At 69.2% G+C, this 13,298-nt stretch carries 14 protein-coding genes, 1 pseudogene and 1 riboswitch; of the genes and pseudogenes, 11 read left to right on the top strand and 4 right to left on the bottom strand.

Translation table 11 applies throughout. The features are described from left to right. Positions 1 to 9: 9 nt before the first annotated feature. From gcvH to gcvP, 7 genes are all read left to right on the top strand, one after another. A complete protein-coding gene (gene gcvH / locus H0524_RS12895) occupies positions 10 to 390 on the top strand; it encodes a glycine cleavage system protein GcvH (protein WP_018215542.1) in 381 nt (126 codons plus the stop codon). A gap of 217 nt (positions 391 to 607) precedes the next feature. Continuing rightward, positions 608 to 1,060 (top strand): FHA domain-containing protein, encoded by a 453-nt coding sequence (locus H0524_RS12890; protein ID WP_180198867.1) that lies wholly within the window; start codon positions 608 to 610, stop codon positions 1,058 to 1,060. 50 nt (positions 1,061 to 1,110) lie between these two features. After that, a complete protein-coding gene (locus H0524_RS12885) occupies positions 1,111 to 1,800 on the top strand; it encodes a MerR family transcriptional regulator (RefSeq protein ID WP_180198866.1) in 690 nt (229 codons plus the stop codon). A 161-nt stretch (positions 1,801 to 1,961) separates the two neighbouring features. Further along, complete coding sequence (locus H0524_RS12880) at positions 1,962 to 2,426, top strand: bifunctional nuclease family protein (protein ID WP_018724884.1); 465 nt, start codon at positions 1,962 to 1,964, stop codon at positions 2,424 to 2,426. Between the two features lie 209 nt (positions 2,427 to 2,635). Continuing rightward, positions 2,636 to 3,202: a MerR family transcriptional regulator gene (locus H0524_RS12875; RefSeq protein ID WP_180198865.1), complete on the top strand. Its 567-nt coding sequence runs from the start codon at positions 2,636 to 2,638 to the stop codon at positions 3,200 to 3,202. A gap of 37 nt (positions 3,203 to 3,239) precedes the next feature. Then, positions 3,240 to 4,175 (top strand): NAD-dependent protein deacetylase, encoded by a 936-nt coding sequence (locus H0524_RS12870; protein WP_180198864.1) that lies wholly within the window; start codon positions 3,240 to 3,242, stop codon positions 4,173 to 4,175. A gap of 86 nt (positions 4,176 to 4,261) precedes the next feature. Next, a riboswitch (glycine riboswitch) is annotated at positions 4,262 to 4,361 on the top strand. Positions 4,362 to 4,432: 71 nt separating this feature from the next. Continuing rightward, the gene (gene gcvP, locus H0524_RS12865) at positions 4,433 to 7,249 is read left to right on the top strand and encodes an aminomethyl-transferring glycine dehydrogenase (protein ID WP_180198863.1); all 2,817 of its coding nucleotides are present in this window, start codon (positions 4,433 to 4,435) and stop codon (positions 7,247 to 7,249) included. Positions 7,250 to 7,369: 120 nt separating this feature from the next. Here gcvP and H0524_RS12860 read toward each other — a convergent pair whose 3' ends face one another. Continuing rightward, complete coding sequence (locus H0524_RS12860; RefSeq protein ID WP_018215535.1) at positions 7,370 to 7,570, bottom strand: DUF5999 family protein; 201 nt, start codon at positions 7,568 to 7,570, stop codon at positions 7,370 to 7,372. Between the two features lie 97 nt (positions 7,571 to 7,667). Here H0524_RS12860 and H0524_RS12855 point away from each other — a divergent pair, with 97 nt between their 5' ends. Beyond that, entirely contained in the window at positions 7,668 to 8,897 is a 1,230-nt protein-coding gene (locus H0524_RS12855) for a chorismate-binding protein (RefSeq protein ID WP_180198862.1), read from the top strand. Positions 8,898 to 9,073: 176 nt separating this feature from the next. Here the strand turns inward: H0524_RS12855 and H0524_RS12850 are convergent, their stop codons facing one another. Both H0524_RS12850 and H0524_RS12845 read right to left on the bottom strand, forming a co-directional pair. After that, entirely contained in the window at positions 9,074 to 9,817 is a 744-nt protein-coding gene (locus H0524_RS12850; protein ID WP_180198936.1) for a cation transporter, read from the bottom strand. Further along, positions 9,817 to 10,152, bottom strand: coding sequence for a helix-turn-helix transcriptional regulator (locus H0524_RS12845; RefSeq protein WP_018724890.1), 336 nt, complete (start codon positions 10,150 to 10,152; stop codon positions 9,817 to 9,819). The genes H0524_RS12850 and H0524_RS12845 overlap by 1 nt, the downstream gene beginning before the upstream one ends. Positions 10,153 to 10,499: 347 nt before the next feature. Between H0524_RS12845 and H0524_RS12840 the strand changes: the two genes are divergently transcribed. Then, positions 10,500 to 11,144 (top strand): thioredoxin domain-containing protein, encoded by a 645-nt coding sequence (locus H0524_RS12840; RefSeq protein ID WP_018732179.1) that lies wholly within the window; start codon positions 10,500 to 10,502, stop codon positions 11,142 to 11,144. After that, on the top strand, positions 11,141 to 11,773 hold the full coding sequence (locus H0524_RS12835; protein WP_180198861.1) for a vitamin K epoxide reductase family protein: 633 nt from the start codon (positions 11,141 to 11,143) through the stop codon (positions 11,771 to 11,773). Before H0524_RS12840 ends, H0524_RS12835 begins: the two co-directional genes overlap by 4 nt. A gap of 251 nt (positions 11,774 to 12,024) precedes the next feature. Here H0524_RS12835 and H0524_RS12830 read toward each other — a convergent pair whose 3' ends face one another. Then, complete coding sequence (locus tag H0524_RS12830) at positions 12,025 to 12,612, bottom strand: DinB family protein (RefSeq protein ID WP_180198860.1); 588 nt, start codon at positions 12,610 to 12,612, stop codon at positions 12,025 to 12,027. Positions 12,613 to 12,895: 283 nt separating this feature from the next. Here H0524_RS12830 and H0524_RS12825 point away from each other — a divergent pair. Continuing rightward, positions 12,896 to 13,298 (top strand): annotated as a pseudogene (locus H0524_RS12825) (right-handed parallel beta-helix repeat-containing protein); the annotation flags it as partial.

Here is a 13,298-nt window from a genome sequence, read left to right as displayed (position 1 = left end):
ACGCATCTGGTGATTCCTGAGGATCTACGGTATACCGCCGAGCACGAGTGGGTTGCGGGTGGTGGCGATGGCGTGCTGCGGGTTGGTATCACGCACTTCGCGCAGGACGCGCTGGGTGACATCGTCTTCGTCCAACTGCCCGAGGTGGGGTCGGCGGTGTCCGCCGGCGATTCGGTAGGTGAGATCGAGTCGACGAAGAGTGTGTCGGAGATCTACGCCCCGGTCGGCGGGACGGTGTCGGCGTGCAATGAGGCGCTGGGCGATACTCCCGAGCTGATCAATAGTGATCCGTATGCTGCGGGTTGGCTGTTCGAGGTCACCGTGGCTGATCAGGGCGGGCTGGACGGCCTGCTGTCGGCGGGTGCGTATCGCGAGCTCACCGAGGGCTGAGTGGTGCCCTTCTGCCGGCGTGGGGGTTGGTTCCGCGCGTCCGGTTGCCCTGCTTTTCGGCGCTGGCTAGGCTCGCCCAGTCGACCGAGAATCCGATAGTTGAGCGTTGTGTAGGTGCCTTCCTGGCACGGGGAGCCAGCCGCCGGGTGCGAGAATGCCCGGCGGCCAAACCCGCTCTTACCCGACGCTGACCGAATAGATCCGTGAGGTGGTCCCGATGACGCGCCCAGACGACGAGTTCCCCCCACTCGACGTCACTTCGACGCTCAATCTCGGCTCGCTCGAAGAGGCCCTGGAGGGGCCCGCTACCGATGTGATGCCGAACCGGATGTCCGGTTCGTTGCCGCCAGGGATGGCTCTGCTGGTGGTGCGGCGGGGGCCGAACGCGGGCGCCCGCTTCTTGCTGGACCACGATGTGACGACCAGTGGGCGGCATCCGGACAGTGACATTTTCCTGGATGACGTGACGGTGTCGCGGCGGCATGCGGAGTTCCACCGGGATGGTGGGACGTTCACGGTGCGGGATGTGGGGAGCCTGAACGGGACGTATGTGAACCGGGAGCGGGTCGAGGCGGCTACGTTGAGCAATGGCGACGAGGTGCAGATCGGTAAGTTCCGGTTGGTGTTCCTTGCTGGTCCGCGGCCCGATGAGGGGGCCGGCCGGGGGTGAGTGAGCCGGCGGCGTCCGCTGCGGCGGGGTCACCCCGTCCGCAGCCGTTGATGAGCATCGGTGAGGTGCTGGCCCAGTTGCGGGTGGATTTTCCGGATGCCACGTTGTCGAAGTTGCGGTTCCTCGAGGCTGAAGGCCTGGTGGAGCCGCAGCGGACGGCGGCGGGGTACCGGAAGTACAGCTGGGATGATGTGGCGCGGTTACGGTTTGTGTTGACCGCGCAGCGGGATCAGTATCTGCCACTGCGGGTGATTCGTGAGCAGTTGGCGGACTGGGATGCCACGGGTGAGCAGCCGGGTCGTTCTCGGCCTGCGTTGGTGGCGGTGGGCCCGGGTGGGGAGGTGCCGGGGCAGCAGGCGGAGGCCGAGTCGGCGCGGTTGGAGCGGGCCGAGTTGATTGCCCGCAGCGGTGTGGATAGGGCGGCGCTGGCGGAGTTGGAGCGGCTTGGTGTGGTGGTGTCAGATCCGCCGGGCTGGTATGACGGAGATGCGTTGATCATCGCTCAGGCGGTGGCGGGTCTGGCGGCGTACGGGTTGGAGCCGCGGCATCTGCGGGGGTATCGGTTGGCGGCGGACCGTGAGGTGGGGTTGTTTGCGCAGTTGGTGACGCCGTTGGCGCGGCAGAGTGATCCGGCGGCACGGGCGCGGGCGGCGGAGACGGCGCGGGAGTTGGTGGCGTTGTCGCAGCGGTTGCACGCGGCGTTGGTGCGGGTGGGGTTGCGTTCGACGTTGGGGCGGTGAGGTGGGTGTGTGCGGAAAGATCTGACCGGTGGCGCGTGCCGTAGGCTTGCCGGGGTAACCCCTTTGCGGCGCGTGCCGCGCGTGGGACGGCCGGGTCGCGGTCCGTGTACCGTGCAGAAGGGGTGCGGTGCGGCGTAGGTGACAACGACACGGAGGCGGCGGTGCGCGAGCTGAGTGTGGTCGGAGTTCGGGTGGAGCTGCCGGGCAACCAGCCGATCGTCTTGCTCCGGGAGGTCGAGGGGGACCGCTATCTGCCGATCTGGATCGGCGCGGTCGAGGCGACGGCGATCGCCTACGAGCAGCAGGGGGTCAAGCCGACGCGGCCGTTGACGCATGATTTGCTGCGGGATGTGTTGGCGGCGTTGGAGGCGCCGTTGCAGGCGGTGGAGATCACCGAGTTGAAGGAGAATGTCTTCTTCGCTGATCTGTTGCTCGGTGACGGGGTGCGGGTGTCGGCTCGGCCGAGTGATTCCATCGCGTTGGCGTTGCGGGTGGGTGCGCCCATTCGGTGTGCCGACGAGGTTCTCAGTGAGGCCGGGATTGTGATTCCGGATGAGCAGGAGGACGAGGTGGAGAAGTTCCGGGAGTTCTTGGACCAGGTGAGTCCGGAGGACTTTGCTGGTTGACCGGTTGTCCGGGCTGATCAGGCCGGCAGTGAGTCGCCGCAGGGTTGCGGTGTCGTCACGGTTGGTAACGACCTCTGTGGGCGTGTTGCGGGTGCGGCGTGTCGTGTTGTTGTTGCCTGGTAACCGTCGGGTGCGGCGCTAGGGTGACCGTATCGAGGGGTGCTCGTTTCGGCGTGGGCGTGGCACCGCACGGCGGGGAGGTTGTCCGGATGCAGGAGCCGTGGGATTCCGATGTGGGTTCGGGGCCAGGTGCGGCGGCGATTGACGGTGACAGCGAGGTCGGCTACCGGGGTGTGACTGCCTGCCACGCGGTGGGTATCAGTTACCGGCAGTTGGACTACTGGGCACGGACGGGTCTGGTCGTACCGGGGGTGCGGGACGCGTCTGGTTCGGGTACGCAGCGGTTGTACTCGTTCCGGGACCTGGTGGTGTTGAAGGTGGTCAAGCGGCTGCTGGACGCTGGGGTGTCGTTGCAGAACATCCGGAAGGCGATTGAGGCGTTGCGGTCGCGGGGGGTGGCGGACCTGGCAGGCATCACGTTGATTTCCGATGGGACGACGGTGTACGAGTGCCGGTCGCCGGAGGAGGTGGTTGACCTGTTGCAAGGTGGCCAGGGGGTGTTTGGGATCGCGATCGGTGGGGCGTTCAAGGAGGTCCAGGGGTCGTTGTCGCATCTGCCGGCGGAGTCGGTAGTACCGCGGTCGGCGGCGCCGGTTGCGGTGGAGGTGGTGGGGGATGAGTTGGCGGCGCGGCGGGCGCGGCGGCGGGTGAGTTGAGCGGCGGTGGTGGGCGGTTGGTCGCGGACGCGGCAGCATGGTTCTGGTGAGCGAACAGGTTGACGTGCTGGCGGGGTTGGTCTCTGGTGGTGGGGTGGTGGTGCTCAGCGGTGCTGGCCTGTCCACCGAATCGGGTATCCCCGACTATCGGGGGGCCAGTGGGGCGGCCCGGCGGCATTCTCCGATGACGTATCAGGTGTTCATGCGGGATCCGTTGGCGCGGCGGCGGTATTGGGCCCGGAGTCATCTGGGGTGGCGCACGATTGCCCGGGCGGTCCCCAACGCCGGGCATCGGGCGGTGGCTCGCCTGCAGCAGGCCGGTGTGGTGGACGGGGTTGTCACGCAGAACGTGGACGGGTTGCACACGGCGGCGGGTAGCCGCGGGGTGGTGGAGTTGCATGGGCGCCTGGCCGAGGTGGTGTGCCTGGGGTGTGGGGTTGGGGTGTCGCGGTGGGAGCTGCATCAGCGGTTGGCGGAGGTGAACCCGGGGTTTGCGGTGTGGGGGTCGGCGGTCAATCCGGATGGTGATGTGGATCTCGTTGATTCGGCGGTGGCGGGGTTCCGCATGGTCGATTGCGCCCAGTGCGGTACGGGAGTGTTGAAACCGGATGTGGTGTTCTTCGGGGAGTCGGTGCCGGCGGCGCGGGTGGGCCGGTGTTTCGCCATGGTGGAGTCCGCGCGACTGCTGCTGGTGCTTGGATCGTCGCTGACGGTTATGTCTGGGCGGCGATTTGTGGTGCGGGCGGCAGGTTTGGGGATTCCGGTGGCGATTGTTAACCAGGGCGCGACTCGCGGTGATGCGTATGCGGCGGTGACGGTGGATGCTCCGCTGGGCCGGGTGTTGCCGATGCTGGCCGATCGTTTGAGTGCCGTCACGGACGGCGCGGGTCAGCCGAGCGCCGTTGCCCCAGACGGCGCGGGTCAGTCGGGTGCCGTCCCAGACGGCGCGGGGGGACCGGTGGCGGTGGGCTGACCGTGGCGGGTTGTTGTGCGGTCAGTAGTGGCCCGGGTGGGGATGCCCGGGTGGGGATGGCCGCTGGTAGCGTTGGTCGTGCCGGTCGCACCCGTGTGGGAGAGACCGCCCGGAAACCACCCGGTGCGGCGCCGAAGGGGCAAATCCTCCCCGGAACCTCTCAGGCAAAAGGACCTCACGGGTAGGCACTGTGGAGCGTCAGTGGGCGCGACAGAGGGGGAGGCCGACCTGTCGACCTCATCCCCGGGGAGCGCCCCATGTCCCTTGAGCAGTTCGCCGCCCGTCATATCGGTCCGGATCCGCAGGACGAACGCCGGATGTTGGAGGTCGTCGGCTACGGCTCTGTTGACGAGCTGATGGATGCGGCGATTCCGGAGGCGATCCGGTGGTCGGGCACCCTGGACCTGCCGGCGCCGGCCAGTGAGTCGGAGGCGTTGGCGCAGCTGCGGGCGCTGGCTGAGCGCAACACTGCTGCGGTGTCGATGATCGGTCTGGGCTACTACGGCACGCACACGCCAGCGGTGATCCGGCGCAACGTGCTGGAGAACCCCGGCTGGTACACCGCGTACACGCCGTACCAGCCGGAGATCAGCCAGGGCCGGCTGGAGGCGTTGCTGAACTTCCAGACCGTGGTCACGGATTTGACCGGGCTGGCGACCGCGAACGCTTCGATGCTCGATGAGGGCACGGCGGCGGCCGAGGCGATGACGCTGGCGCGGCGGGCGAGCCGCAGCCGGAGCCAGGTGTATGTGGTGGATGCGGACACGTTGCCGCAGACGGTGGCGGTGATCGCGGGTCGGGCCGAGCCGCTCGGCATCGACGTGCAGGTGGTTGACCTTGATCGTGGGGAGCTGCCGGCGGAGTTCTTCGGCCTGCAGTTGCAATATCCGGGGGCGTCCGGGGCGGTGCGGGATCACGCTTCGGTGGCGGACGCCGCGCATGCGGTGGGCGCCGTGGTGACCGTGGCCGCCGACCTGTTGGCGTTGACGCTGCTGCGTCCGCCGGGGGAGATCGGTGTTGACATCGCTGTGGGAACCACCCAACGGTTCGGGGTGCCGATGGGATTCGGTGGCCCGCACGCCGGCTATCTGGCGGTCCGCGCGGGCTTGCAGCGGATGCTGCCGGGACGGTTGGTCGGTGTGTCGCGGGACGCGGATGGGGAGTCGGCGTACCGGTTGGCGTTGCAGACCCGGGAGCAGCACATCCGTCGGGAGAAGGCGACGAGCAACATCTGCACCGCACAGGTACTGCTTGCGGTGATGGCCGGGATGTACGCGGTGTACCACGGCCCGGATGGGTTGCGGGCGATCGGGGCACGGACCCATGCGATGGCGGCGCGGCTGGCGGCCGGGTTGCGCGCGGGTGGGGTGGATGTTGCGGATGTTCTGTTCTTTGACACTGTCTCGGCGGTGGTGCCGGGCCGGGCGGCCGAGGTGGTGGCGGCTGCCGCGCAGCGGGGGGTGAGTCTGCGGCTGGTGGACGCCGACCGGGTGGGTGTTTCCTGCGACGAGACCACGACGGAGGCGCATCTCGCGGCGGTGTGGGCGGCGTTCGGGGTGCCGGTCTTCACCGGTGCGGTGGATTCGGCGTTGCCGGCGGCGTTGGCCCGTACGTCGGATTTCCTCACCCACCCGGTTTTCAGCGCGCATCGGTCGGAGACGGCGATGCTGCGGTACCTGCGCCGGCTGGCGGACCTGGACTATGCCTTGGATCGGGGCATGATCCCGTTGGGGTCGTGCACGATGAAGCTGAACGCGACCACCGAGATGGAGCCGGTGAGCTGGGCGGAGTTCGCGCAGGTGCATCCGTTGGCGCCCGAGTCGCAGACCGCTGGTTACCGGGAGCTGATCGCTCAGTTGGAGAGCTGGCTGGCGGAGGTGACCGGATACGACGCGGTCAGTGTGCAGCCCAACGCGGGTTCGCAGGGGGAGTTGGCGGGGCTGTTGGCGATCCGCGCGTATCACCGGTCGCGGGGTGCGGGGCACCGGAATGTGTGTCTGATTCCGTCGTCGGCGCATGGCACGAATGCCGCGTCGGCGGTGATGGCGGGGATGCGGGTGGTGGTGGTCGGCTGCGATGCTGACGGCAACATCGACCTGATTGACCTTGACACCAAGATCGATGCGCATCGGGAGACACTCGCCGCGATCATGGTGACGTATCCGTCGACGCATGGCGTGTATGAGACGGGTATCGCTCAGGTGTGTGCGAAGGTGCACGACGCGGGCGGGCAGGTGTATGTCGATGGGGCGAACCTCAACGCTCTGGTCGGGTTCGCCAAGCCGGGACGCTTCGGTGCGGACGTGTCGCACCTGAATCTGCACAAGACGTTTTGTATCCCGCATGGTGGTGGCGGGCCGGGGGTGGGGCCGGTGGCGGTGCGCTCGCATCTGACGCCGTTCCTGCCTGGTGACCCGCTCGCGGTGGATTCGCCTCGGCTGGCGGTGTCGGCGGCCCGGTACGGGTCGGCGGGGATCCTGCCGATTCCGTGGATGTATCTGCGGATGATGGGCGCGGCTGGGCTGACCCGGGCCACCGGGGTGGCGGTGCTGGCGGCCAACTATGTGGCGGCGCGGCTGCGGGGTGCTTTCCCGGTGTTGTACGCGGGCAACAAGGGCCTGGTGGCGCACGAGTGCATCCTGGATCTGCGGCCGTTGACGAAGGCGACGGGGGTCAGCGTCGATGATGTGGCCAAGCGTCTGATCGACTACGGTTTCCACGCGCCGACGATGTCGTTCCCGGTGGCGGGGACGTTGATGGTGGAGCCGACGGAGAGCGAGGATCTCACCGAGTTGGATCGGTTCTGTGATGCGCTGATCGCGATCCGAGCGGAGATCGACAAGGTGGGGTCGGGGGAGTGGCCGGCGGCGGACAACCCGTTGGTGAACGCCCCGCACACGGCGGCGATGGTCTCGGCTGACCACTGGTCGCACCCGTACCCGCGGTCGGTTGGGGCCTATCCGGCGGGGAATCGGCTGGGGAAGTACTGGCCGCCGGTGCGGCGGATCGACGGTGCATACGGTGACCGGAACCTGGTGTGCTCCTGTCCTGCGCCGCAGGCGTTTGAGGAGTGATGCGCCCGGCGGCCGGGCGGGGTTGTCCGCCCGGCCGGTTGGTGTCGACTCCCAGGCCGGTGACCTGTGCGGGCGGCTAGCCTGGGGGCGACGGAACCAGATGATTACTGTGAGTTGTCGTCAGGCGACGAGAGCGTGGCGGGCTGGCCCGCGGTGCGGGGCGATGCTGCGTCCGTCGGGGAGTATCTCGCCGGTGTCCTCGAACCTGATGACGCCGTTGCAGAGCAAGCTCCAGCCCTGTTCAGGGAAGCAAGCGATGACTTTGGCGGCGTCCCGGTCGGTCGCGTCGGCGGAGGGGCAGGTGGGTTGGTGCTGGCACATCGGGGTTCTCCGGAGGGTGGGGGAACTGTGTGATGGTTCACATGGCCAGTGACGCACAGTACCAAGTTCAAGTGATCAGCATCGAGCGGGTGTGCGCGTGGCGCGTGGAAAATCCACTGAACGGTTGAGGCGGAATGGACCGGACAGCGTGGAAACGCTTCCAGCGAGGGTGACGGCTGCTCCGCCGGCGGCGCCGCCGGACTGCCGGCGCGCCCACGTCGAACGTGCCCGCTGGGAGTGGCGCATCGGCGACGGCGGTGACCCGGCAGCGCTCGTCCAGGAGTTCCTCGCCGCCCACGGTCTCGCCCTGGACGACCTTGCTCGGCCGGCGGGACGAACCCCGGACCTGGTCTGCGGGGCCGCCCTCTACGTCTCGGCCGCGGCCGGCGCGCTGGGGGCCGGCCGCGGCCCCGGCCCGGCCACACCGGCCCCCGCCCTGCCCGACGTGGCCGTCGTCGTCTACGGCCACGCTGCCACATCCCGTAGCCGCACGGCCCGCCGCCGGCCGTCGGGCTGGTGGCTCAGCGCCTGGGCGGAGAGTTGGACCCCGCAGCAGCACGCTGACGCGGTGCGTGCCGTCCGGGCGGCAATCGGCCGCGGGGATGTTTACCAGACCAACCTGGTGGGACACGCCGCCGCCCGCTACGCCGGTGATCCGCTGCCCGCCCTGGCCCGCCTCGGCGCGCTGCCCGGCGCGCGGTACGCGGGCGTGCTCACCGGCGCCGGGTGGGCGATTGGCTGCGCCTCCCCGGAGACCCTCGTGGAGGTCACGGCCGGGCGAATGATCACCCGGCCGATCAAGGGCACCCGCCCGGCCACCGCCGCCGGCCGGGCGGCGCTGTTGTCCAGCGCGAAGGAGCGCGCAGAACACATCATGATCGTCGATTTGCAGCGCAATGATCTGGCGCGGCTTGCCCGTACCGGCACCGTCGCGGTGGACGAGCTGTTCGCCGTACGACGGTGGTGCGACCTGTGGCAGGCGGAGTCGACCGTCTCCGCGGCGGTCGCCGGGGGGATCGGCCTGGCGGAGCTGCTGCGTGCCGTCTGCCCCGGCGGGTCGGTCACCGGGGCCCCGAAGCTCGCCGCCCTGGAGCACATCGCCGCGTTGGAGCCGGTTGGTCGGGGGGCCAGCATGGGCGCGCTGGGTTGGGTCACGTCCGGCCGGGTCGACCTTGGTTTGACTATTCGCACGGCCGCGGCTGACGCCGATCACCTGCACGTGTGGGCCGGCGGTGGGATCACCTGGGGCAGCGATCCGGAGGCCGAGGTCGCGGAGGCGGCGGCGAAGTCGACCCCGGTCCGCGCAACGTTGGCCGCCGGGCCCTGAGACGGCCCGCCCGACTGGTGGGGGCCGGTATCGGTTCGCCCGGGAAAGTCACGCTAAGCGTGATCTTGGTGCCACTGGCTGGCGGTTGCTGTTCCGCTACCAAGGAAGTGGAACACTGCGCCATCCGAATGCCAGCGCCAGCCCGGCCAGGTAGATGGTCAGCGCGGCTGCGGCCATCACCGCGCCGCGGGCTCGGTCGTGTCGCAGCAGCCGTCGCCGCAGCCACCGGCGGTCGCGTCACCAGTGGTAGCGCCGGCCGGGGTGGCGTGCAGGGCGGCGTTGGGCGCGCAGCAGGTGTCGCCCTTCCACGCCTCGCGGCCTTCCTTGACGGCGACGGCGGCGATAACCAGGGCGGCGATCGGGTCGGCCCAGGACCAGCCGAACAGGCTGTTGACCGCCAGGCCGACGAGGAGGACCGCGGACAGGTAGGTGCACAGCAGGGTCTGCTTGGAGTCGGCCACCGCCGTGCGGGAACCGAGTTCGCGGCCGGCCCGGCGCTGCGCGTACGACAGCACCGGCATCACCAGTAGCGACACCGTGGCCAGCACCAGGCCGACGCTGGAGTGCTCAGCCTCGGCGCCACCGAGCAGCGCGCGCGCCGACTCCACGGTGATGTACGCGGCGAGGACGAAGAACGACACGGCGATGATGCGCAGCGCCGTCTTCTCCCGCGCTTCGGGGTCTCGGCCAGCGAACTGCCACGCCACCGCAGCCGCGGAGGCCACCTCGATGATCGAGTCCAGGCCGAAGCCGATCAGCGCCGTCGACGAGGCGAGGGTGCCGGCGGTGATCGCCACGACCGCCTCGATCACGTTGTAGGTGATCGTCGCGGCGACAAACAGCCGCACCCGGCGGGCGAGCACCGCCCGCCGGGCTGGTGTCGGTCCGGCCGGGGTGAGCTGGATCAGGGGCAGGCTCATCAGCAGCAGCCCTTCGAGTCGGAGTCCGGGCACGCGGCCGGGTCCACGGCCAGGACCAGGCCGAGCAGGTCACCCAGGGCGTGCGCCAGCCGCGGGTCGGCCAACTCGTAGCGGGTACGTCGGCCCTCCGGCGCGGCGACCACCAGGCCGCAGCCGCGCAGGCAGGTGAGATGGTTGGACAGGTTCTGCCGGGTCGTGCCCAGCAGCTCGGCCAGCTCCGCCGGATATCCGGGCCCGTCGCGCAGCGCCAGCAGCAGCCGCGCCCGGATCGGATCCGACAGCGCGTGGCCGAAGCGAGCCAGCACCTGCCCGTACGTCAACGTCTCCACACCCACAACGGTACACCAGATGCTGTACTAACGGCAGTGGGATGCGTGCGGCCTCACAGGGAACCCCCAGCAACCGCTCAGCCACTGAATAAAGCCGCCGCTGTATCCTCGCCGGGGTTGTGGAAGGGGCGCCCGAGCGGACGGGCCCGCCGGATGAAGGGATACTGATGGGGACGAACAACGCTCGTAAGCGCACGGCCAAGGGGCCCTCGGGCACCGGCGGCGCCCGGCCCGGTCGTCCAGGAAAGGGTGTGCCCCACGGCGGCACGGGGCCCGCCCGCGCGGCGGGAGCTGCCCCGTCCAAGGCCGCCCAGTCGGCGGCCAAGGCAACGCGGAAGATCCGCAAGACGGGCATGAGCACGAACCTCAAGGTGACCCTCGGCGTGCTGGCCGTCGCGCTCGCCGCGCTGGCCGGCGTGGTGCTGGTCAACCGCGGCGGCGACAGCACGCCGGCTGCCGTGGCCGAGGCGGTCGTGCGCCCCGACAGCCACCGGCTGTCCACGGCGGTGGACAGCAAGACCACCGTGGTGGAGTTCCTCGACTTCGAGTGCGAGTCCTGCCTGGCCGCCTACCCGAGCGTGGAGAAGCTGCGCGCCGAGTACGGCGACCGGATCACCTACGTGGTGCGGTACTTCCCGATCGCCAGCCACCCGAACTCCTACAACGCCGCGCACGCCGCCGAGGCCGCCGCCCGGCAGGGCAAGTTCGAGGCGATGTACAAGAAGCTGTTCGACACCGCCACGGTGTGGGGTCACCAGCAGCAGTCGCAGGCCGCCGTGTTCGAGGGCTACGCCCAGGAGTTGGGCCTGGACATGACCCGGTTCAAGGCCGACGTGGCCAGCACTCAGGTCGCCGACCGGGTCAAGGCTGACGCCTCCGACGGCGAAACTCTCGGCGTGCAGGGCACCCCGACGTTCTTCATCAACGGCGAGAAGTTCACCGGCCGCCCCGACTACGCCGGTCTCAAGGCCGCCGTCGACGCCTCGCTGAACTCGTGACCGCGACCCTCGCCGACACCGCCGCCAAGCATCCGGCCGGTGACCCGCCCACCCTGGGCTACCGGATGATCGGTTGGACGCTTACCATCGGCGGACTGATCGGCGCCCTCGCCGCGTTCGTCCTGACCGTCGAGAAGATCGCCCTGCTCAGGGACCCCGGCTACACGCCGACCTGCTCGATCAACCCGATCCTGTCCTGCGGCTCCATCATGACCACCGGCCAGGCCGAGGTGTTCGGATTCCCGAACCCGCTCATCGGCCTGGCCACCTTCCCCGTCGTCGCCGCTACCGGCGCCGCCCTGATCGCCGGCACCCGGCTGCCCCGCTGGTGGTGGCTCACCCTGCAGGCCGGCACCGTGTTCGGCGTCGGGTTCGTGCACTGGCTGTCCTTCCAGAGCCTCTACCGCATCGGCGCGCTCTGCCCGTACTGCATGGTCGTCTGGGTCGTCATGATCGTGCTGTTCACCTACACCACCCTGCACAACCTTGACCGCGGCCACCTGCCCGCGCCGCGGCGGCTCACCGACACGCTGCTGCAGGTGCACAGCGCCATCCCCACCGTCTGGCTGCTGATCCTCACCGCGCTGATCGGTCTGAAGTTCTGGGACTACTGGCGCACCCTGCTCTGACCACCCTTGCCCAGGGCGGAGCCTCAGCCCCGGCGGGGTCAGGTGCCCGAGCCAACGCGGCGCGCTCGATCGCTCGGTACACCGTCGAGCGGGCGACGCCGAACAACTCGGCCAGCTCGACGCTGGTTCGCTCGACGGCCGCGTGCAACGCCACGAGATGCGTCTCCTGCCGCGGGTTCAGCTTGGGCTGCTTGTGGCCGGTCGCCCTCGAAAGGCCGAACGCCCGGCTGGCGTGAGGGTGGCGGTAAGAATCAGCCCAACTGAACCGTGCTGCCGGCCGCGGTCCGGGCAGCTTGCTCAATCTTCGCGCGGTAGCTCTCGCGGGCTCCCGTGTCGATCTGCTCCTCGTACTCGGCTCTGAGCCCGGTCCGGCCGTCGAGCTGTTCGCGCAGGATGTCGGCGTGCCCGGCGTGCCGGGCGGTGTCGGTGAGGACGTGGACCACGACGTTGAGCAGCGTGACCTCGGGGCGCGGCCACCACGGCACATAGCCGGGAGCGTTGATGGGAAGCTCCTCGATCGTGGCCTCCGCATGCTCCCATGCACGCTGGTAGAAACCGATGATCTGCTCTCGGGTCTCGTCCTGGGCGACCCACAGGTCACTGCCGTCGGCGTCGCGCCAGTGCGGCAACGGCTCCGGAAAGGGGCGGCCAAAGATCTCACCGAAGTACCAGGCCTCGCAGGTCGCCAAGTGTTTGACCAGGCCAAGAAGGTTGGTCCCGGTCGCTGTCAAGGGACGCCGGAGGTCGTACTCGGACAGGCCATCGAGCTTCCAGACCAGGGCCGCACGGGTCCGCTTGAGCTGGCCATGAAGGCAGTCCTTCACAAAATCATCGATCATGGTGTACAAGCCTGTCACGCGGCAGCACGAGCAGCGGCACCGCAGCCGGCCTGCGCTGAGACCCGGTGTCGGCGGTGGCGAGATCGCTGGTGGTCGGTTCCGGCCAGCGGCGCCGGGACTCAGCCAACGAACGATCAGAACCATCCAATATGTGACGGTTTCATGCTTTAGGTTCACTTTCATCGCTAGTGGGTGATTAGCAAGCTTTTGTGTACTTGACTCCTGCTGTGGCGACAACTCGCTGCCACCGCACCCGGACCGACCGCACAGAAAGCGATGAACGATGTTGCAGAGCAGGAGACTCCCCCGCCCGTCCGGGGGGCGCGGTCGGCACCGCGCCCCCCGGACCGTCGCGGCGATCAGCGCCGTGGCCCTCACCGGAGTCGCTGGCCTGGCCGGCGCCGGCCCGGCCACCGCGTACCAGTCCTCGCCCGACCTCGCCGTCGCAGACGGCCAACCACACCGGGAATGGTCGAAGGTTGACGGTGAGTGGGGTGGTGACTGGGGAAAGGCCGGCCACTCGGGCTGGAAGGGTGGAGGCCATGGTGACGGGAAGGACAAGGGCACTCCGGTGCCCTGCGATCCCAACGCGTTGATCGCCGCGATCACCGCGGCGAACCAGGCCGGCGGCGGCACGCTCCGCCTGGCCGAGAAGTGCACCTACACCCTCACCGTCAACCAGGACG

Origin of the sequence: Salinispora sp. H7-4 (assembly GCF_013416675.1) — a bacterium.
Taxonomy (GTDB): domain Bacteria; phylum Actinomycetota; class Actinomycetes; order Mycobacteriales; family Micromonosporaceae; genus Micromonospora; species Micromonospora vitiensis.
The sequence above is the reverse complement of the archived record's forward strand: the minus strand, read 5'-3'. Positions and strand labels throughout refer to the sequence as shown.